We start from the raw sequence: 19525 nt of genomic DNA on the forward strand, positions 1-19525 counted from the left end.
AGACGGGGCCACACGTGATGTATAAATCCTGGCGAATAAAAACACTTGGAACAACACACGGGGGTGTATCATCCCAAGCAAAATGTTTCGTATTCACCAAACAAAAAATAATTTGGTATCAACAAACTTGGCACACTATTGAGTTCTCAAACAACAAACACTCTCGACACCACACCCCGAACCCTGAGGTTCGAACTGCTTCGCTCCGGAGCAACTTTTCAAGCTTACCAGATTTCGTAATCCGATCAAAATCGGTCGAAATCTTCAAGTGAAAAGTGATTGGCTGCCGCGTAAACAGCTCGTGTATTCCGTGCTGTTTCTCTTGCGGCAACAGATAAAAACTATACAGGGCCTTTCGGGATGATTCAAATCGTAGCGCCGCGTTCTAGGTCACATTCCTTGAGCTGTTCTAGTCTGGGCTTATGAGCGACCTGCAGAAACTACTTGGATACCGCGACCCGATCTTCAATGCCCCTATGGCAGGTGCCGCGGGCGGTGCCATGGCTGCCGCTGTCAGCGCGGCCGGTGCAGTCGGGATGATCGGGGTCTCTCCAACCCCTACTGCCGAGTGGATCAAAACGCAGGCATCCCTCGTATCGGAAATCGACACACCATGGGGTGCCGGTTTCATGGGCTGGGCGCTGGAGGCTGACCTGTCGCCGCTCGAATCGTTTCTCGAATACGGCCCCGCCCTGGTGTCCATCAGCTTCGGCGACGTCACCCGCGCCGCGGCCCTGGCCCACGAAGCGGGTGTCCTGACTGCCATGCAGGTTGGCAACGCCGCAGATCTGGATCGTGCCATGCAGGATGACATCGACATCATCATCGCCCGAGGCGGCGAAGGCGGCGGCCACGGTCGCAATGAATCCGGGACGCTGCCGCTGCTGCAGCGGGCCTGCGCGCAGAGGCAGAAGCCCGTAGTTGCAGCAGGAGGCATCGGAACCGCCGCTGGGATCGCCGCAGTGCTTGCCGCCGGCGCCGACGCGGCATGGATCGGAACCCGTTTCCTGTCTACCAAGGAATCCAGCGGACACGAGAACCTGAAAGCGGCGGTGCGCGCCTCGGGGCTGGATGACACCGTCTATACGCGGGCCTTCGACATCGCCCAGCAGCTGCCGTGGGCTCCCGAATTCGGCGGCCGCGCCCTGGCCAATGACTTCAGCAGGCGTTACGCCGCCGACCTTGATTCCTTGGAAGCTACCGAGGACCTGCGCCAGCGCATGGTGCGCGCCCGCGCCGAGGCGGATGTGGCGCTGGCTCCGGTTTATGCGGGCCAGGCCGTTGAATTCGTCCAGCGCGAGGAAACCTGCGCCGAGGTGCTCGCCGAGCTGGGCGGCTTCCGCAGGATTCTGGCGGAGGCCGCCCAGCGCTTCGCCTAGATCGGCTGGTTGTCGATCAACCGCACTCCGCCCACGGTGGCGGCGACCAGGATCAGGCCTTCCCCGGTGAAGGGGGTGTCCTGGCAATTGAATGCCAATTCCTGCAGGTTGCCCGGATCGACCACCACGAAGTAGTCGAGCTCCACCAGCGGCTCCATCTGGAACATGCCGATAGCATCGTCCAGGTTCAGCGGCTCGTTGCGCTCAGCACGGCCGGCGATCAACGCAATCGCCCGGTGCAGCACCAGGGCGGCCTGGAGCTGTTCCTCGTTGAGCAGCGAATTGCGGCTGGACAGCGCCAAACCCTTCTCGCTGCGCACGATCGGCACCGAGCGGAGCTCGACTGCATAGTCCAGGTCGGCGACCATGCGCCGGATCAGCACCACCTGCTGGGCGTCCTTCTGCCCGAAGTAGGCGCGGTATTCACCTTGGCGCGGATCGGCCAGGTGCAGGAGCTTGGCCACCACGGCCAGCATTCCGTCGAAATGCCCCGGGCGGGAGGCGCCCTCGTACATTTCGCCCAGGGCGCCGGAGTTCAGACGGATCAGCGGCAGCCCTGCATGGTAGATTTCCCGGGCTTCGGGCGCGAACACGATGTCGACGCCGGCGCCGGCGGCCACCTGGACATCGGCATCCAGGGTGCGCGGATACTTGGCATAGTCGGCGGTGTCGTTGAACTGCAGCTCGTTCACGAAGACCGAAATGACAACGAGTTCGTTTTCCTCGCGGGCGGCCTTGAACAGCGACGCGTGCCCGTCGTGCAGGGCTCCCATGGTCGGGACAAAGCCCAGCGACCCGGGGTTCGCCTCCGCAATGGCTGCCTTCAATTCGCTGCGGGTCTTGACGATTCTTGGGGTTTTCACCCTCTTATTCTAGAACTCGCAGCAGTTCCTCGAGCGTCGACTGGGATATCAGGCCCCGGGCGGCCGCCCGCAACGCGGTGGCCCGGGAGAGGCTGCGATAGCTGTCGTTCGTTTCTGCCGGGTCCGCTTCCAGCGCGGCGAGGTGCGCCTGCACCGTTCCTACATCCCCCCGGGACACCGGGCCGGTCAGCGCGCCGGCGCCCGAGCGCAACGCGTTGTCCAGGCTCGCATACATCAGGGCGCGCAGCGTATTCGACGGTTCGTCGACCCCGATGCGGCGCAGCATGTCCGCTGACTGCGCGGTGATGGTGTTCAGGTGGTTGGCCGCGTGGGCCAGCGCCGCGTGGTAGCTGACGCGGTCGTGCTCGGCGATGACCACCGGCTCCCCGCGCATCTCCACGACCAGCGCCTGGGCTACCGGCAGCATGATCTCGTCGGCCGTCACCGCGAAGACGCAGTCGGTCAGCCGCTGCAAGTCCATGCTCATGCCGGTGAAGGTCATGGCCGGGTGGATGGCCAGCCCGAAGGCTCCGGCATCCAGCGCCGGCTGCAGGATTCGCGTGCCATAGCGTCCGGCGGTATGGGCAATCAGCTGCCCGGTGGTGAAGTGGCCTGCGGCGGCGAGCCCCGCCACCAGTTCTCCCAGCACGTCGTCCGGCACCGCAAACAGCACCAGTTCGCTGCGCCGCAGGATCTCTGCCGGGTCCAGGATCTCGACCCCGGGCAGCAGCGCGTCGGCGCGGTCCCTTGAATCCTGCGAGACCGCATGGATTCCGGTGATTCGGTGGCCGCTGGCGGCCAGCGCCGCCCCGAGCACCGTGCCGACCTTGCCGGCGGAGATGATGCCGATTCCCAAGCGTGGTGCGTCCACGTCCTACCTTCCGCGACGAGTATTACCTGCCGGCGATGCGGCGGGATTGTTCCTCCAAGAACTTACCAGCGATTTGGGCATCAACCTGCTGTATGTAGCCGGTGACCGTGCCGCCGGCGCTGTAGATGCGCAGCCCGGCCAGCTGGCGGCGGCGCTCCAGCGGGCCCTGGCGCAGCATGATGCCCTGCACCCGGTTGTGTGCGGTGAAGGCAGTGATCCGGCCGAGCCAGCCGTAGCGCGAGATCACCGTGGTGTCCGTGGCTAGGAAACCCTGGTTCTTCCACGCGCCCGGGGACAGCGGTTTGGCCCGGTGCGGGGAGAGCGTGAATCCGTGGTCCTCGCCGCCGGAGTTGATCGCGGTGAACAGCACCTCCCGCTGGCGTTCCACCCCGAGGTCCGGGAGCAGGATGCCCATGACCCGGGCCACCGCGTCGAAGTCCCCGACCGGCAGCACCAGCAGGTTCTGGGCTTCCTCCTGCGACCCCACGCCCAGCGCGTTGACCTCGACCCGGTACCAGCCCAGCAGCCGCCACAGGGCCGGGGAACTGACCTGGATGGACTGGACGCGGCCGGCGGGGATGGACTGCTGGCGGGTGTCCGCCAGGCCGCGGCTCACGCGCAGCCCGGTATCGGTGGCGGCGGCGCTGAAATTCCAGGAGTTGTTCAGTTCCTTGTAGAACCAGCCGCCGAAGCCCAGCAGCGCCGGGATCAGGCCGGCCGCCATGCCGCCGACCCCGCTGAGCGTCATGATGCCCAGGGCCAGCGCGCTGAGCACGCCGATGATGGTGGGCATACGCAGGAACAGCGAGGCGAGCAGCCGGCCGTGGGGCACCCTGGCCATCAGCACGTCGGGGTCAGGAGCCTGCGCCGCGGATGCTGCGGTGTCCGGGACCGAGTCCGCCTCCTGCCCGTCGAGCGGCGCCTGGCCGTTCCGGGCGGCCTGCGCCCGGCCCAGGATCAGCGCTCGCAGCCGCTGCGCGTCGGCCTTGCGCAGGAAGGACAGGCGCAGCATGGATTGGCTGCCGTCGGCCACGTCGAAGTGCAGCTCGGCCAGCCCCAGGAGCCGGGCCACCAGCGGCTGGGCCACCTCGATGCCCTGCACCCGGTCGATGCGCGCCTGCTTCTGGCTGCGGAAGACCATTCCGGAGTTCACGTACACGTGCGTGCCGGTGATCCTGTAGCGGGTGAAGTACCAGGACAAGGCGTAGAAGACGAGCACCACCAGCAGTGCGCCCGCACCGATCAGCACGGTCCAGCGCAGCCTTTCGCCGCTGAGCCGCTCGGCCAGCGTCAGGTCGTTGGTGTTCTGCCAGTAGATGTAGGCCAGGCCCACGATGGCCACCCAGCCGCGCACGAACGGGCTGGCCGGATGGACCCGCTGCCACTGCTCGGTCATAACATCTTCGCTTCGCCCGCGGCGCTCAGCCGTTCCCTCAGGTCCCGGCCGGTGTGCTCCGCAAGGCCGGGGATCACGGCGGTGGCGGAGCCGGAGGCGGTGTTCAGGGTGAGCTTGCACAGCCCGTATTTGCGTTCCAGCGGTCCGCTGGTGACTTCCACGTACTGCATCCGCCCGTAGGGGATCACCAGCTGCTTGCGCCACATCACCCCGGAGCGCACCACGAGGTCTTCTTCGCGTTCCAGGTAGCCCAGCGCCCGCACGCGGCGGCGCAGCAGGCGCAGCGCAGGCAGCGCGATGAGCAGCACCGCCAGCGGCGGCGCAATGACCAGCCACAGCGGGGTCTGCACGCCGAACAGCCGCAGGACCAGCGGCGCCAGCGCGACCAGCAGGTACAGCCCGGTGTTCAGCGCCCAGCCGATCAGCTTGACGGTGAAGTATTCGGGTGCGACCGGCTGGAAGTCATTCGGTGACCGTTCCATCGGCGATTCCATCGGCGGTGTCCTCCGGATCTTCGGGTGGAAGTTTGCAAAGGTGCTGCACAATATACCCGATGACCACCATGAACAGGCCCGCCCCGGCCAGCACGATCGCGCGGGTCAGGCTCGGCGAGGCGCCGGCGTTCACCCACAGGTTCACCAACGCCGGCAGGTGCCATCCGGTGATCAGCGCGCCGGCGTAGGCCGCGGCCTGGGCCAGCACCAGGGTGCGGGCCGCGGCGATCGCGTCGAAGTGCGCCTTGCCCAGGGTCGAGCGCTTGACCCGGATCCCCAGGAACAGCACCACCGCGCACACCGCCCCGAGCGAATACAGCGCCGTGTAGTCCAGCACCGGGGTTGGACGCCCGGCCGCGACGAACAGGCGCAGCGCGATCCAGCCCAGCACCGCGCCGAGCAGGGTGCACCACACCAGCGAGAGAACCTTCAGCCGGGTCATAGCCGGATGATGTCCTTGGTGTCCGCGGCCTGCGCCGCCAGCCGGGAAACCAGCTGGCCTCCGAGCACGGCATCCGGGTCCATCCAGCTCCACGGCGCCAGCACGAAGCCGCGAAGGGCCGCGCGCGGATGCGGCAGCGTCAGCCTCGGGTCATCGAGCACCAGGTGGTCGTAGGTGATCAGGTCCAGGTCCAGCGTGCGCGCCTCCCAGCGCACCTCGCGGGTGCGATGGTGCGCGGCCTCGATGCGCTGGCACAGGTCCAGCAGCTCATGCGGGGAGCGCTGCGTGCGCACCTCGATGACCTGGTTGGTGTAGTCCGGCTGGTCCGGCGGGCCGCCCACGGGCTTGGTGACCGCCAGCGGGGAGGTCTTCAGGATCTCCAGCTCTGCGCCCAGCTCCGCCACGGCGGCGGCCAGCGTGGCCTGCGGGTCGCCCAGGTTGGCGCCCAGCGCGATGACCGCGGTGTGCTGCAACTGGTGCCGGGTCAGCGAAATGCTCACGTCGCTGAACGGCACCGGGATCGGGGCCTGCGGCTTGTGCACCACCACCTCGACCGTGGCCACGGTCGGGTAGGCGGCCAGGATCGCGTCGGCGACCTCGCTGCCCAGCTTCTCGATCAAATCCCAGGGCCCGGCCTGGATCTGGGCGACCACCAGCTCGCTGACCTCGCCGTAGTGCACGGTGTCGGCCACGTTGTCGCTGGCCGCCGCGCGGGAGATGTCCACATGCAGCACCACGTCGATGACGAAGCCCTGCCCGTCGCGCTTCTCGAAATCGAAGACGCCGTGGTAGCCGGTCGCGGAAATCCCGGAAATGCTAATGCGATCCATGGGCCTTCACGACTTTCAGGGCGTCGCGAGATCCCTGCACGTCGTGCACGCGCACCGCCCAGGCGCCGTCGGCGGCCGCCAGCACGGTGGTGGCAAGGGTCGCCGCGTCGCGGCCCAGCGGTTCGCGGGCGGCGCCGCCCTCGGCCAGCACCTCGCCCAGGAAGCGCTTGCGGCTGGTGCCGACCAGCACGCGGTGGCCCAGGTCCTCGAAGGCCTTGAGGTTCTTGAGCAGGGCCCAGTTGTGCGCGGCGTCCTTGGCGAAGCCCAGTCCCGGATCCAGGATGATCTGCTCCGGCGCCACGCCGCGGGCCACGAAGTCGTCGCGCAGCGCACGCAGCTCGGCCAGCACCTCGGCGGCCGCGTCCTGGTAGTCGGCCTTGGCGACCATGTTCTGCGCGGTGCCGCGGCGGTGCATCAGCACGTAGGGCACGCCGGTGTGCGCGATCAGCTCCGGCATGCCGGCCTCGTAAGTCAGCCCGGAGACGTCGTTGATCAGGTGCGCGCCGGCGGCGATGGCCGCGCGGGCGGTGTCCACGTGCATGGTGTCCACGGAGACCACGGCTCCGGCCTTGACCAGCGCCTCGATGACGGGCAGGATGCGCTCCTGCTCGAGAACCGGGTCGACCGCAACCGCGCCGGGACGGGTGGATTCCCCGCCCACGTCGATGATGTCGGCGCCGGCGTAGAGCAGCTTCAGGCCCTGCGCGATGGCGGCCTCGCGCTGCAGGTAGGCGCCTCCATCGGAGAAGGAGTCCTCGGTGACGTTCAGGATGCCCATCACCAGGGTGCGGTCGGTAGGCAAGTCGGCGAACGTTTTCTGCTTGATCTTGCGGATCACGGTCAGCGGGCTGGTGGCCGGACCGGTGCCGGGGATTGCTCCAAGAGACATAGGGTGTTACCTTCCGAGAATCAGGCTCATTGCTTCGGCGCGGGTGGCGGTCTCGCGCAGCTGGCCGCGGACCGCGCTGGTGACGGTCTTCGCGCCCGGCTTCTGGACGCCGCGCATCGACATGCACATGTGCTCGCATTCGACGACGACGATCGCGCCGGAGGGGTTCAGGTGCTCGACCAGGGCGTCCACGATCTGCGTGGTCAGCCGTTCCTGCACCTGCGGGCGGCGGGCGAAGACCTCCACCAGCCGGGCCAGCTTGGACAGGCCGGTGACCTTGCCGCCCTTGCCCGGGATGTACCCGATATGGGCGCGGCCGTAGAACGGCACCAGGTGGTGCTCGCAGGTCGAGTAGAACGCGATGTCCTTCACCAGCACCATCTCGTCGTGCTCGATGTCGAAGGTGGTGGACAGGTGTTCCTCGGGGCCCTGGTGCAGCCCGGCGAAGAATTCCGCGTAGGCCTTGGCCACCCGCTTGGGGGTATCCTGCAGGCCGTCGCGGTCCGGGTCCTCGCCGATGGCCAGCAGGATTTCGCGCACGGCTGCCGCGATGCGCGGCTGGTCGATCAGATTTTCTTCAGTCACGCTTCGATCCTAGTCGGTCGACTGCGCGGCGCGCTCCTTGGGGCTCAACACCGGGCCTTCGGGGTGCACCGGACGCTCGTCGTTGGACAGCCACACCACGCGCTTGTCGATCTTCACCAGGTCCGAGAAGATCTCCGCGATCTCCTTCTGGTTCAGCGTCTCGCGTTCCAGCAGGGCCAGGGCCAGCCGGTCGAGCACGTGGCGGTTGGTGGTCAGCGCCCAGTAGGCGTCGTTGTGCGCGCCCTCGATGAGCTGGCGCACCTCCTCGTCGACCAGGTGGGCCATCTCGTCCGAGTACTCGCGCGCCCCGGTGCCCATCTGCTGCTCCGCGGCGGAGCTGGCCAGGCGCACCGCGCCGACCTTCTCGCTCATGCCGTATTCGGTGACCATCTTGCGCGCGGTGGCGGTGGCCTTCTCGATGTCGTTGCTGGCTCCGGTGGACGGATCGTGGAACACGATCTCCTCGGCGACGCGGCCGCCCATGGCGTAGGCCATCTGGTCCAGCAGCTCGTTGCGGGTCACCGAGTACTTGTCCGACTCCGGCACCACCATGGTGTAGCCCAGGGCGCGGCCGCGCGGCAGAATGGTGATCTTGGTGACCGGCGCGGTCTGGTTCATCGCCGCGGCGACCAGGGCGTGGCCGCCCTCGTGGTAGGCGGTGACCTTGCGCTCGTGCTCGTCCATCAGGCGGGTGCGCTTCTGCGGGCCGGCCATGACGCGGTCGATGGCCTCGTCCAGCGCGCGGTCGTCGATCAGGTTCGCGTTCGAGCGCGCGGTGAGCAGCGCCGCCTCGTTCAGCACGTTGGCCAAGTCGGCGCCGGTGTAGCCAGGGGTCTTCTTGGCCACCGCGTTCAGGTCCACCGTGGCGTCCATCGGCTTGCCCTTCACGTGCACCTTCAGGATGTCTTCGCGGCCCTTCAGATCCGGCGCCTCCACCGGGATCTGGCGGTCGAAGCGGCCCGGGCGCAGCAGCGCCGGGTCCAGCACGTCCGGACGGTTGGTCGCGGCGATCAGAATGACGTTGGTGGTGGCGTCGAAGCCGTCCATCTCCACCAGCAGCTGGTTCAGGGTCTGCTCGCGCTCGTCGTTGCCGCCGCCGATGCCGGCGCCGCGGTGGCGGCCCACCGCGTCGATCTCGTCGACGAAGATAATGGCCGGGGAGTTGTTCTTGGCCTGTTCGAACAGGTCGCGCACACGCGAGGCGCCCACGCCGACGAACATCTCCACGAAGTCAGAACCGGAGATCGAGTAGAACGGCACCTGGGCCTCGCCGGCCACGGCCTTGGCGAGCAGGGTCTTGCCGGTGCCCGGAGGGCCGTAGAGCAGCACGCCCTTGGGGATCTTGGCGCCCACAGCCTGGAACTTCGCAGGCTCCTGCAGGAACTCCTTGATTTCGTGGAGCTCCTCCACGGCCTCGTCGGCCCCCGCGACGTCCTTGAAGGTCACCTGCGGCATGTCCTTGGTGATCAGCTTCGCCTTGGACTTGCCGAACTGCATGACCTTGGAGCCGCCGCCCTGCGAGCGGGCGAGGATGAACCAGAAGATGCCGGCGATCAGCAGGAATGGCACGATCACGCCGAGCATCGACAACAGCCAGTTACTCTCCACCGGCTGGTCGGTGAACTTGTCCAGCTTCGCGTCGTTGATCGCGTCGACCACCTGCTCTGCGCGGGCCGAGGAATAGAAGAAGCTGACGTTGGTGCCCTTTTCGACACCGTCGACGGTCAGCGCATTGCGCAGCGTCAGATCCACGCGCTGGTCCCCGTCGAAGATCTTCGCCTGGGTCACATTGCCGCTGGACAGCTCATGCAGGCCCTGCGAAGTGTCGACCTTGGCCGTGTTGTTGCCGAACACCATCGGCAGGAACAGGACGACTGCAACGACGCCCACGAGAACCCAGATGATCCAGCTGTTAAATAGCTTCTTTGTTTTCATTGATCCGCCGGGTCCCGCGCCCTACGCATCTCCCTCACCCGCTGTCATGGCGTCCGGGGCACGCCACCTTCGATTCTTCTCAACGCCCGGCCGGCGCGAAAAGTTCCCTACTCGTAGATGTGCGGGGCAAGGGTGCCCACGCAGTCAAGGTTGCGGTACTTCTCCGCGTAGTCCAGCCCGTACCCGACGACGAATTCGTTGGGAATATCCATGCCGACGTACTTCACGTCGATCTCGACCTTGGCGGCTGCGGGCTTGCGCAGCAGCGTGCAGATCTCGACGCTGGCCGGGCCGCGCGACTCCAGGTTCGCTTTGAGCCAGGACAGGGTCAGGCCGGAATCGATGATGTCTTCGACGATGAGCACGTGCTTGCCCATGAGGTCCGAGTCCAGGTCCTTCAGGATGCGCACCACGCCGGAGGACTGGGTTCCGGAACCATAGGAGGAAACGGCCATCCAGTCCATGCTCACATGGGATTCAAGAGCACGAACCAGGTCGGCCATGATCATGACCGCGCCCTTCAGCACTCCGACGACGAGGATGTCGCGACCCTGGTAGTCCTTGTCGATCTGCGCTGCCAGTTCTTCGACTCGGGTCTGGATTTCTTCCTTGGTGTACAGAACATGTGTCAGATCGGCCTTGACGGCATTGGAATCCACGAGGGTTCTCCTGATTCTAGAGGTGTGGTACCTACCTAGAGTGCCACATTTCACCGGTGGTTGCTTAGAGCGAGTCGGTGAAAACAATCACCGGGCTTCGGCGGTAGGCACTGATTTTCCCGTCCAACTGCACGGGCCCGGCTGATTTGGACTTTGCCGTACCGACCCCGGCCAGAGCGCACAGGGCCGCTGTTCGCTCCCGGCCAACGTTTTTGGCGCCCGCTTCCGCGGCGGCCAGACGCAGCACGCGGGACGCCACGGCCGGCGGCAGGGCTGCCAGCGCCTTGAGGTCTGTTCCGTGCTCGGCCCAGGCCCGGCCGGCCCACAGGTCCAGTGCGTCGGCATCCGCCGCGGCCAGCTGCGCTGTGCGCGCCAACGCCTGCGGGATGTGCCCGCCAAGATGTTCTCGCAGGTAAGGCATGATTTCGCCGCGCACCAGGTTGCGGCGGTAGGTGGTATCCGTATTGCTGGGGTCTTCCCAGTACTCCAGCCCGGCGCCGGCGCAGATCTGCTCGGTATCTTCCCGGGCCAGTCCCAGCAGCGGGCGCGCGTAGGCCCCGCGCACCGCAGGCATGCCGGCCAGCGACCGGATTCCCGAACCGCGCAGCAGACCCAGCAGCACCTGTTCGGCTTGGTCATCGCGGGTATGGCCGAGCAGGATGCGCTGCGCTCCGGTCGACTCCAGCGCGCGTTCGAAGGCTTCGTAGCGGGCGGTGCGCGCCGAAGCCTCATCGGGACGGGTGCGCACACGCCGCACCAGCACCGGGTCCAGTCCGAGCTCACGGCACTGCTGCGCAGCCCGGTCCGCTGCCTGGGCACTGCCGGGTTGCAGCCCGTGGTCCACGACCACCGCGCCGAAGGCCCCCGGCAGCTGGCTGGCCGCGACCGCCAGGGCCAGCGAGTCCGCGCCTCCGGAGACCGCAACCAGGCTCAGTCCCGATGGAGCCATCGCGGCGACCGCGGTGCGCGCCCGGTCGATGGGACGGCTCATCGGGTGCGGGCCAGCCAGCGTTCGGGATGGTCTAGCTCGTCGGCGCTGGGGAACAGTTCGCGTTCGCTGAAGATCGTGTTGAAGCCTTCGTGACCGATCTCGTCGACCAGGTGGCCCACGAACTTCGCCCCGCGCTTGTACTGCAGCGCCTTGGCTTCCATGCCCAGCAGCTTGCCGACCAGGGTGGCCAGCGCCGAACGGTTCTCCCCGCGCGCCTCGAAGCGGCGGCGGATGGTCTTGATGGTGCCGATGGACTTCACGTCGTTCATCACCACCATGGCGTGTCCTTCCAGCACCGACATGATGCTGGTCAGCTCGCTGACCTCCGACTTCATGGCCTTGAGCCTGGATCCCAGGTCGTTGAGCGAATGCGTGGTGCCGCGCAGCGGCTCGAACACCTCGGCCAGGGTCTGCTTCATGACCCCCGGAATCCACGGCGCATGCTCGAACTGCAACCGGTGGGTCTGCTCATGGGTGGCGATCCACAGGTAGAAGTCCTTCGCGTTCAGGTTCAGTTCGCCGCGCAGCTGGGTGATGGTCGGGGCGTTGAGCAGCAGCCGGGGGCCGACGAAGGGGTCGAACTGCCCCAGCACGCGAGTGCCGAGCACCGCGAGCACCGCGCCGAGCTCCGCCCCTGCCACCAGCGGCACCGCGCCCGGGGCATCGATTCCTTCCGGGAGCATCGCCGCGAAGTTCTGGCTGACCGCTTGCGCCCAGCCTGCGCGGTCCACCACGAGCGTCTGGGCAGGCTCGGTGGAGCTCAACTTGGAGATCTTCTCCGCCTCGACCAGGCCCTGGCCTCCGGCGATGCGCAGCTCCTCGACAATCCGCGCCGCTTGCCGCCCGTCGATAGCGGGGCCGGCCGGCATCAGGGTCCTGGCGGTTCCGACGGCGACGTCCCAGTCAATGAATTGCTTCATGCGTGCTCCTGACTATGCCCGGCAGCCGCAGCCGCGGATGGCGGTGACTGCCTGGTCGATGATTGGCTTGTGCGGTGCGAGCGTGCCGTCCGGCTGGTTGGCGAAAATGGAGAAGGCCAGCAGCCTGCCGTCCTCGGTCAGCGTCATGCCGGTCAGCGTGGCCACCCCGGTCAGCGAACCGGTCTTGGCGCGGACCATCCCCAGGGTCGCATCTGCGCCGAGACGCTGCATCAGCGTGCCGTTGTATCCGGCCACGGGCAGCGAATAGATCAGCTCGCGCATCCCCGCCTTGCCGCTGGTGGCTGCAGAGCGCAGCACCGCGGTCAGCGCCGCCGGCGAGATCTGGTTGACGGCGGCCAGCCCGCTGGCATCGGACAGCGCCGCCCCCTGGGCACCGTGTTCCCCCGCCGCCTTGGTCACCGCGGGCCCCGCCTGTTCCGGGGGAAGGCCTTCGGCCAGGGCTACGAGTCGGCCCAGGGTTTCGGCGATGTAGTTGTCCGAGACCAGCAGCATGTGCTTGACCACGTCGCGCAGCGGGGCCGAGCGAACCTCGGCGATCTGCTCGCCGCCTTCGTAGGCTCCGCGTCCGCCCTGCGCCACCTTGATCGAGGAACCCAGCGCGGCGGCGAACACCTGGCGCGCCTGTTGCGCCGAATCCGACTGGTACGGGGAGGCGAGGTTCTCGCCCGCGCGGCCCGAGTAGTGCGCCAGCGGGTAGACCGGCGCGATGTTGTTCGAGGTGAACAGGGACTTGTCCCAGTCCGGGTTGGACTGCGCGAGGCCGAACAGCGAGTCGTCGAGCCACAGCTTCACGGAGTCCACGCCGCGCTTTTCCAGCTCGATGGCGGTCTTTTCGGCCAGCGTCCCGAGCCCCGCGTAGCCCTTGGTGGACGTCGGATCCGAGGCGCCGTCGCCCAGCAGCACGTCTCCCCCGCCGCGCAGCACCAGGGTCTCCCCATCCAGCCAAACGCTGGTGCCCAGCTGGGTGTCGGCGCCCAGCACATCCACGGCCGCCAGGGCGGTGACCACCTTCAGGCTGGAGGCAGGGGTGCCGTTGGCAGTTGAATTCTTGTCATAAAGCACGGTGCCGGTCGCGACATCCACCACCTGGGCGGTGAACTTCGTTCCATCACCCTGGTCCGCCAAGATCGCGTCCAGCTGGGCGGTGAACACGGCCGTGTCCGGCATGGCAGCATCGGGGTTCAGGTCCCGCACGGTGACTGGGGCATTTTCCGCAATCTGCGCACTGGCCGGGGTGTAAAAAGCTTCGGGCTCACCGGTGAAAAAACGAGGTGCGAACAGCATGGCCAGCACCATGCCCACCACGGCAACCACGGCCGCGCCCAGTGTGATCACACGACGGGCGGCGGTGTTCATGCGGTGACATTCCTTTCGCGGGTTTATCAAGGCAGCGCCCGGGGGCGATACGCTTAAGGGCGGATAACCCTAAGACTAGTTTAGGAGTGTGCTTTTCATGAGCCACGACGTGACCATCGAGATCCCTACCGGATCGCGCGTCAAGTACGAGATCGACCACGAGACCCACCGTCTGCGTTTGGACCGCGTACTGTTCACCTCAATGCAGTACCCAACCCACTACGGCTACTTCGACGACACCCTGGGCGAAGACGGCGATCCGCTGGACGCCATGGTGTACATCCCGGGCGTCGACCTGATCCCAGGCGTCGTGGTTGAGGCCCGCCCGATCGGCGTGTTCAACATGACCGACGACGGCGGCGGAGATGCCAAGCTGCTGTGCGTTCCTTCGGACAAGCGCTTTGACCACATCAAGGAGCTCGAGGACATCGACGAGTGGCTGATCAAGGAGATCGAGCACTTCTTCACCCGCTACAAGGACCTGGAGCCAGGCAAGTGGGTCAAGGCTGAGGGCTGGGAAGGCCGCGAGGCCGCCGAAGCCGAGCTGGCTCGCTCCATCGAGCGCTTCAAGGCCTAATCTTCGGCCATGTGAACCACCGGCGGCGCAGATCATCCGATCTGCTCCGCCGGTGGTTTTCGTTTTCAGCCCACCGGGTCGCCCGGGAACACCCGGACCACCGCAAAGGCGGCGGCCGCTAGGCCTCGGGCAGCAGGTTTTGCAGCACGTCCTCGGAGCTCGCGGTGACCTGGTTACTTTCCACATCCCGCAGGGTCCGCTCCACGGCGCGGGTTCGAGTTCCGGCGGCCTGCACGGTGTTCTGTGCGGCCGAGAGCTGCTTGCCCAGCTTGTCCCAGACATCCCCGTACTTGCGGAACTCGTCCTTTGCGGCGGCCAGCACCTGCCACACCTCGCTGCTGCGCTTTTCGATGGCCAGCGTCCTGAAGCCCATCTGCAGCGAGTTCAGCAGGCTCATCAGCGTGGTCGGCCCGGTGACCAGCACGCGGTGCTCGGTCTGCAGCTTGCTGGCCAGCCCCGGGCGGCGCACCACCTCCGCGAACAGGCCCTCGGTGGGAAGGTACATGATGGCGAAGTCTGTGCTGTGCGGCGGGGCGATGTACTTGCCGGAGATCAGCTTGGCCTGCTCGATGATGGCCTTGTCCAACGCCCGGCTAGCCTGTTCAACGGCCGCCTTGTCACCCGATTCCTGGGCGTCGAGCAGCCGTTCGTAGTCCTCCTGCGGCAGTTTGGAATCGATGGGCAGGTAGATGGTGCCAGCTTCGCGTCCGGGCAGGATGACCGCGAATTCGACGGCCTCCCGGCTTCCGGGCACAATCGTGACGTTCTGCTCGTACTGGTCCCGGGTGAGGATGTCCTCCAGCTGGCGCTCCAGCTGGACCTCGCCCCAGGTGCCGCGGCTTTTCACGTTGGTCAGCACACGCTTGAGCCCGCCGACGTCCTGGGCAAGCGACTGCATTTCTCCCAGCCCCTGCTGGACCATTTCCAGCCGCTTGCTCACCAGCTCGAAGCTCTCCCCCAGGCGTTTCTCCAGCGTGCCCTGCAGCTTCTCATCCACGGTCTCTCGCATCTGCTCCAGCTTGGCCTCATTGCCGGCACGCAGCTTGTCCATCTGCTCCTGCATCAGCGTCTGCAGCTGCAGGTGGCGCCGGGCGTTGCCGTCGGCCATCGAGCCGAGCTTTGCATCGATTTCCGTGCGCACCTCACCAAGGGTCTGGCGCAGTTCGCCGCGCTGGGCGCCCAGGTCCTGGCGCAACTCGCCGTGGGTGGATCGCACGGCCTCCCGAATCACCTGGTCATCCACGCCGCCGGTACGCCGAATCAACAGCAGGGCAATACATACTGTCGCAAGTATATTTAGTATGACTAGGATAAAAACGGCAATAATCATGAAATTGAACCTTCCCTGAACCGGCTGGAGAGCAACTCAATCTCTACCAGCCACCACCGACAGTTCGGCATAATGGGTGCCATGCACATTCTGGTGACCGGCTTCGAACCCTTCGGAACCGATGATTTCAACGCCAGCGGCGCGGTGGTTTCGGCGCTTCCGGCCAATGTCGCCGGGCGCCGGCTGTCCACTGCGATCCTGCCGGTTTCCTTCGATCGTTCGGGCGAAACGCTCTGCGCGCTGCTCGCAGAGCACCGGCCCGATGCGCTGATTTGCCTGGGCGAGGCCGGCGGACGCGCCGCGATCACCCCGGAGGCAATGGCCGTCAACGAAGACCATGCGCGGATCCCGGACAACGACGGAGCCCAGCCCCGCGCCGAAACGATCATCTCGAACGGCCCGTTGTCGCTGCCATCGGGCCTCGACGCCCAGCGCATCACCGCGTTGCTGGCCGCAGCCGGGTTCGCCGCGCAGGTTTCCGAGGACGCCGGAAGCTTTGTCTGCAACCACGTCGCCTACCTGGCCTATGGGCAGCCGGTTCCGGCGTTGTTCATCCATGTCCCGGCGTTGCGCCCGGACGGAGGGGAGCCTGGAGTGGGGCGGGAAACCGATCCGCGGCTCGCATCCCCCGCCACGCATGATGCGAAGGGGGACCTTCAGCAACTGTGCGCTGCCGTCGAACTCGTGGTAGCAAACCTATGAGCTAGACAACCACTTGCGCCCAGGCCGCGGCGATGGCCGGCAGCGCCGCTTCCAGCTGCGCGCGGTCCTGCGCGAAAGGCAGGCGCAGGTAGTGTTCCAGCCCGTGCCCCTCGACCGCGAAGGTGGACCCGGGGGCCAGCAGCACCGCCTTGAGCCGGCGGGCCAGCAGCACCGCCTTGAGCCGGCGGGCCAGGGCCGTGGAACGCGGCTGCGGCAGGTGGCACCACAGGCTCAGCCCGCCGGCCGGCAGGTTCGGTTTCCAGTCCGGCAGGGTGCGGGCCAGTTCCCCGATCATCCAGTTGCGGTTATCGCGCAGCGCGGTGCGGGTGGCCTCGGACAGCGTCTGCCCCGAAGAGAGCAGGTTGGCCAGCACCAGCTGCTCGAGCACCGGAGCGCCCAAATCCATGCTCATCCGGGCGCGGGCCAGCGCGGCGGCCAGGTGGCGCGGGGCGCGCAGCCAGCCCAGGCGCAGCCCTCCCCAGTGCGATTTGCTGGCGCTGCCCACGGTGACCAGGTTCGGGGAAAAGGCGGCCATCGGCAGCACTTGCGGGCGCGCGTCCAGCCACAGCTCGGCACAGGTTTCATCGATGATGCCCACGGTGCTCGCCCGGTCCAGTTCGGCAGCCCAGCGTTCGCGTCCCTCGTCGTCCAGCAACGTGCCCACCGGGTTGTGGAAATCCGGCAGGCAGAGCATGGCCGCGGGCCGCACCTCGCCCAGCGCGGCGGCGATCTGGTCCAGGTCCGAGCCCTGCGGCCCGATGGGCACCGCGGCGGTCCGCGCCCCGTGGGCCTTCAACGCCAGCAGCGAGTTCGGATAGGTCGGGGTTTCGGCCAGCACGATCTGGCCGCGCCCGAGCACCGCGCGTCCGGCGGCGGCCACGGAGGACAGCGCCCCGGAGGTCACGATGATCTGCTCCGGCCCGGTGGGCAGCCCGCGCCCGGTGTAGTAGTCCGCCAGCGCCACGCGCAGCGGCTCGATGCCCAGGGGGTAGTAGCCCATGCCCGCCGCGTAGCGCGGAAGCTCGTGCAGCGCGGCCTCGAACTGCCCTAGCATTCCGGCGGGCGCGTTGGGCGCCGCGCAGGTCAGGTCGACCGCCTGATTTCCGGGCAGCGGACCGAAACCGCCCAGCGGCAGCGGTTCGGCGCCGCCCGCCACCGGCCCGCCGGGAAGCTGGGCCACGGTGCCCGAGCCGCGGCGGGAGCTGGCGTAGCCGCAGTCGCGCAGCTCGGCATAGGCTCGGGAGACCGTGGTGCGGCTCAGCCCCAGGGCAAGCACGGCGTCGCGTTCACTGGGCAGCGCAGTCCCGTGCAGGATCCTGCCGTTGGCGATGAGCGAGCGCAGCGCGAGGAAAAGCCAGCGGTAGGCGGGCATAGACGAGTCCGGCTCCCCCAGCATTCGGGCCAGCGTCGGGGCTGTGATGCGTCCCATGGATCCACCAGTTCAAAATTGGCTATTTTTTCCAAGTCCAATTTACCGGAAGCTTGTCTACATGAGCATCACGAACCTGACTCCCCGCCAGCAGCTGAGTGCCGGACGCCTCCCGCTGCGCCTGGCCAACCTCTTTGCCGGGCTCACGCTCTATGCACTGGCCATGGCGATGCTGATCCGCGCCCAGCTGGGTGTCGACCCCTGGGACGTGCTGCATCTGGGCTTGGCGAACCACGTGCCGCTGTCCCTGGGCACCATCGTGATCTTGGTCGGAGCCCTGGTGCTGCTGGCGTGGATTCCGCTCAAGCAGTGGCCGGGCCTGGGCACGGTCGCCAATACGCTCTACCTGGGTCTGGCGCTGGACTTCTTCCTGCGCTTCTTCCCCGCCATCGATGGATTGGGCTGGCAGGTGCTGGTGGTTGCCCTCGCGATCCTGGTCAACGGGCTGGGCGGCGCACTGTACATCGGCAGCCATTTCGGGGCCGGCCCCCGCGATGGGCTGATGACCGGGCTCCACCTGCGCACCGGGCTGTCGATCCGGCTGATCCGCACCGTGCTTGAACTGTCGGTGCTGGGATTGGGCTGGCTGCTGGGCGGCCCGGTCGGCGTGGGCACCGTAGCCTATGCGCTGCTCATCGGCCCGGCCACCCAACTGTTCTTCCGCTACACCATCGTGCGGCTGCCGCAGCGGACCTGACCTCCGCCATAAAACTCGGATACGCGACAAACCGGGCCACGCACGCAATACTTAAGCCATGTTTGTCGTTGCGCTCAGCCCCCGGCCCCGCTCGGTCACCGATGTCGCCGCCGCCGGCGAGGCGCTTTGGCACCAGTTGGCCCAAGTTTCCACGCAGGCCGCGTTCATGGCCCTCAGCGGCCAACTGCTCCTAGGCGTGCCGGCAGATGCCGACGCCGCCGTCGACGCCGTCCTGCGTGCGGCCCGGCTGAATTTCTGCCACGTCGGACTGGGGGTCGGCGCGCTATACGAACCGGTCCCCGCCGAGGCCGATCAGGTCGACGGCAGGGCCCTGCGACGCGCCCAGGGCGCGCTCGATGCCGCGGAGCACCGCGGGGAACGCGTACCGATCTGCGTCTCCACCGGCAACGCGGAACTGGACGCCGAACTTGAAGGCCTGCTGCGTCTGCTCGGCCAATCCATCCGCACCCGCAGCGAGTCCGAATGGGCTGTCGTCGACTTGTTAACTCCCGGGGTACGCGGACAGCAGAAGGCGGTGGCCCAGACATTGGGCATCACCCCGCAGGCAGTGTCCGCAGCGATTCTCCGCTCGGGATACAACGACGAACTCGGAGCCCGCTCCGGCATTGCCCGGCTTCTGGAATTCGCGGATAATCTTTAGCTTTTCCTGAGGATAAGCTTAGACCAAATTCGAACACACGTTCTACTAACAGCCGTACAATTAACACATGTACGAAGCAATGCAACAACGCCACCGGCCACCCATCCCCCCGGTCCACACCGAATGCACCAACGTGCTCACCGCCCTGACCACCAAGCTCACCCACATCCTGGAGTGCGGCAGCACCGCCGACTGCGCCGCCGCCATCGAAGAACTCACCGCCCTGACCTCCGGCTACGACTACCTCAAAGCCATGCTCGCCCACCAGCTGGAAAAAGAAGTCTTCCGCACCAACGAAAACAACGGCACCCACCCCAACGACCTCACCCGCGGCGCAGCCAGCACCGTGGCCATGGCCCGCAAACGCGACCCCCACGGCTACCGCTCCTACCTGGCCAACGCCCGCATCCTCGCCGAAGACACCCCCTTCATCGCCCAGCGCTTCGCCCTCGGAGAACTCACCGAACCCCAGGCCATGGCCATCCTCACCCCGCTGCA

At 66.9% G+C, this 19525-nt stretch carries 20 protein-coding genes and 1 pseudogene; 6 read left to right on the forward strand and 15 right to left on the reverse strand.

Translation table 11 applies throughout. From position 1 onward, the window contains the following. Nucleotides 1-422: 422 nt before the first annotated feature. A complete protein-coding gene (locus IEY43_RS17815; RefSeq protein ID WP_188950340.1) occupies nucleotides 423-1379 on the forward strand; it encodes a nitronate monooxygenase in 957 nt (318 codons plus the stop codon). On the opposite strand, the gene panC is transcribed toward IEY43_RS17815, so the two are convergent. From panC to dacB, 13 genes are all read right to left on the reverse strand, one after another. Next, complete coding sequence (gene panC / locus IEY43_RS17820) at nucleotides 1376-2242, reverse strand: pantoate--beta-alanine ligase (RefSeq protein WP_188950341.1); 867 nt, start codon at nucleotides 2240-2242, stop codon at nucleotides 1376-1378. The genes IEY43_RS17815 and panC overlap by 4 nt on opposite strands. A 4-nt stretch (nucleotides 2243-2246) precedes the next feature. Beyond that, entirely contained in the window at nucleotides 2247-3113 is an 867-nt protein-coding gene (locus tag IEY43_RS17825) for a Rossmann-like and DUF2520 domain-containing protein (RefSeq protein WP_188950343.1), read from the reverse strand. Nucleotides 3114-3135: 22 nt separating this feature from the next. Then, complete coding sequence (locus tag IEY43_RS17830; protein ID WP_188950345.1) at nucleotides 3136-4509, reverse strand: PH domain-containing protein; 1374 nt, start codon at nucleotides 4507-4509, stop codon at nucleotides 3136-3138. Continuing rightward, nucleotides 4506-4991 (reverse strand): PH domain-containing protein, encoded by a 486-nt coding sequence (locus IEY43_RS17835; RefSeq protein ID WP_229777486.1) that lies wholly within the window; start codon nucleotides 4989-4991, stop codon nucleotides 4506-4508. The genes IEY43_RS17830 and IEY43_RS17835 overlap by 4 nt, the downstream gene beginning before the upstream one ends. Next, a complete protein-coding gene (locus tag IEY43_RS17840; RefSeq protein ID WP_188950349.1) occupies nucleotides 4972-5445 on the reverse strand; it encodes a DUF3180 domain-containing protein in 474 nt (157 codons plus the stop codon). Before IEY43_RS17840 ends, IEY43_RS17835 begins: the two co-directional genes overlap by 20 nt. Beyond that, on the reverse strand, nucleotides 5442-6275 hold the full coding sequence (folK, locus tag IEY43_RS17845) for a 2-amino-4-hydroxy-6-hydroxymethyldihydropteridine diphosphokinase (RefSeq protein ID WP_188950351.1): 834 nt from the start codon (nucleotides 6273-6275) through the stop codon (nucleotides 5442-5444). The genes IEY43_RS17840 and folK overlap by 4 nt, the downstream gene beginning before the upstream one ends. Continuing rightward, nucleotides 6262-7164 carry a dihydropteroate synthase gene (gene folP / locus IEY43_RS17850; protein WP_188950354.1) on the reverse strand — a complete coding sequence of 301 codons (903 nt, stop codon included), beginning with the start codon at nucleotides 7162-7164 and terminating at the stop codon, nucleotides 6262-6264. The genes folK and folP overlap by 14 nt, the downstream gene beginning before the upstream one ends. Nucleotides 7165-7170: 6 nt before the next feature. After that, nucleotides 7171-7749 (reverse strand): GTP cyclohydrolase I FolE, encoded by a 579-nt coding sequence (folE, locus tag IEY43_RS17855; RefSeq protein WP_188950356.1) that lies wholly within the window; start codon nucleotides 7747-7749, stop codon nucleotides 7171-7173. Between the two features lie 9 nt (nucleotides 7750-7758). After that, nucleotides 7759-9684: an ATP-dependent zinc metalloprotease FtsH gene (gene ftsH / locus IEY43_RS17860; protein ID WP_053797140.1), complete on the reverse strand. Its 1926-nt coding sequence runs from the start codon at nucleotides 9682-9684 to the stop codon at nucleotides 7759-7761. 107 nt (nucleotides 9685-9791) lie between these two features. Beyond that, nucleotides 9792-10343, reverse strand: a complete 552-nt coding sequence (gene hpt / locus IEY43_RS17865; protein ID WP_188950358.1) for a hypoxanthine phosphoribosyltransferase — start codon at nucleotides 10341-10343, stop codon at nucleotides 9792-9794. A 64-nt stretch (nucleotides 10344-10407) separates the two neighbouring features. Then, nucleotides 10408-11334: a tRNA lysidine(34) synthetase TilS gene (tilS, locus tag IEY43_RS17870; RefSeq protein WP_229777487.1), complete on the reverse strand. Its 927-nt coding sequence runs from the start codon at nucleotides 11332-11334 to the stop codon at nucleotides 10408-10410. Next, nucleotides 11331-12254: a zinc-dependent metalloprotease gene (locus tag IEY43_RS17875; RefSeq protein ID WP_188950360.1), complete on the reverse strand. Its 924-nt coding sequence runs from the start codon at nucleotides 12252-12254 to the stop codon at nucleotides 11331-11333. The genes tilS and IEY43_RS17875 overlap by 4 nt, the downstream gene beginning before the upstream one ends. 12 nt (nucleotides 12255-12266) lie before the next feature. Beyond that, nucleotides 12267-13631, reverse strand: coding sequence for a D-alanyl-D-alanine carboxypeptidase/D-alanyl-D-alanine endopeptidase (dacB, locus tag IEY43_RS17880; protein WP_188950362.1), 1365 nt, complete (start codon nucleotides 13629-13631; stop codon nucleotides 12267-12269). A gap of 97 nt (nucleotides 13632-13728) precedes the next feature. Between dacB and IEY43_RS17885 the strand changes: the two genes are divergently transcribed. Then, nucleotides 13729-14208 carry an inorganic diphosphatase gene (locus tag IEY43_RS17885; protein WP_047119029.1) on the forward strand — a complete coding sequence of 160 codons (480 nt, stop codon included), beginning with the start codon at nucleotides 13729-13731 and terminating at the stop codon, nucleotides 14206-14208. 118 nt (nucleotides 14209-14326) lie between these two features. Here IEY43_RS17885 and IEY43_RS17890 read toward each other — a convergent pair whose 3' ends face one another. Next, entirely contained in the window at nucleotides 14327-15472 is a 1146-nt protein-coding gene (locus IEY43_RS17890; RefSeq protein WP_229777488.1) for a DNA recombination protein RmuC, read from the reverse strand. Between the two features lie 147 nt (nucleotides 15473-15619). On the opposite strand from IEY43_RS17890, the gene IEY43_RS17895 reads away from it, so the two are divergent. After that, complete coding sequence (locus IEY43_RS17895) at nucleotides 15620-16240, forward strand: pyroglutamyl-peptidase I (protein ID WP_188950366.1); 621 nt, start codon at nucleotides 15620-15622, stop codon at nucleotides 16238-16240. A gap of 1 nt (nucleotide 16241) precedes the next feature. On the opposite strand, the gene yczR is transcribed toward IEY43_RS17895, so the two are convergent. Further along, nucleotides 16242-17669, reverse strand: a complete 1428-nt coding sequence (gene yczR / locus IEY43_RS17900) for a MocR-like transcription factor YczR (RefSeq protein WP_188950368.1) — start codon at nucleotides 17667-17669, stop codon at nucleotides 16242-16244. Between the two features lie 61 nt (nucleotides 17670-17730). Here yczR and yczE point away from each other — a divergent pair, with 61 nt between their 5' ends. The 3 genes and pseudogenes from yczE to IEY43_RS17915 form a co-directional block, all read left to right on the forward strand. Next, the gene (gene yczE / locus IEY43_RS17905; RefSeq protein WP_188950370.1) at nucleotides 17731-18366 is read left to right on the forward strand and encodes a membrane protein YczE; all 636 of its coding nucleotides are present in this window, start codon (nucleotides 17731-17733) and stop codon (nucleotides 18364-18366) included. A gap of 58 nt (nucleotides 18367-18424) precedes the next feature. Next, a complete protein-coding gene (locus tag IEY43_RS17910; RefSeq protein WP_188950371.1) occupies nucleotides 18425-19027 on the forward strand; it encodes a hypothetical protein in 603 nt (200 codons plus the stop codon). Between the two features lie 67 nt (nucleotides 19028-19094). Next, nucleotides 19095-19525: pseudogene (locus tag IEY43_RS17915) on the forward strand (HNH endonuclease); the annotation flags it as partial.

The organism is Glutamicibacter protophormiae, assembly GCF_014647495.1.
Taxonomy (GTDB): domain Bacteria; phylum Actinomycetota; class Actinomycetes; order Actinomycetales; family Micrococcaceae; genus Glutamicibacter; species Glutamicibacter protophormiae.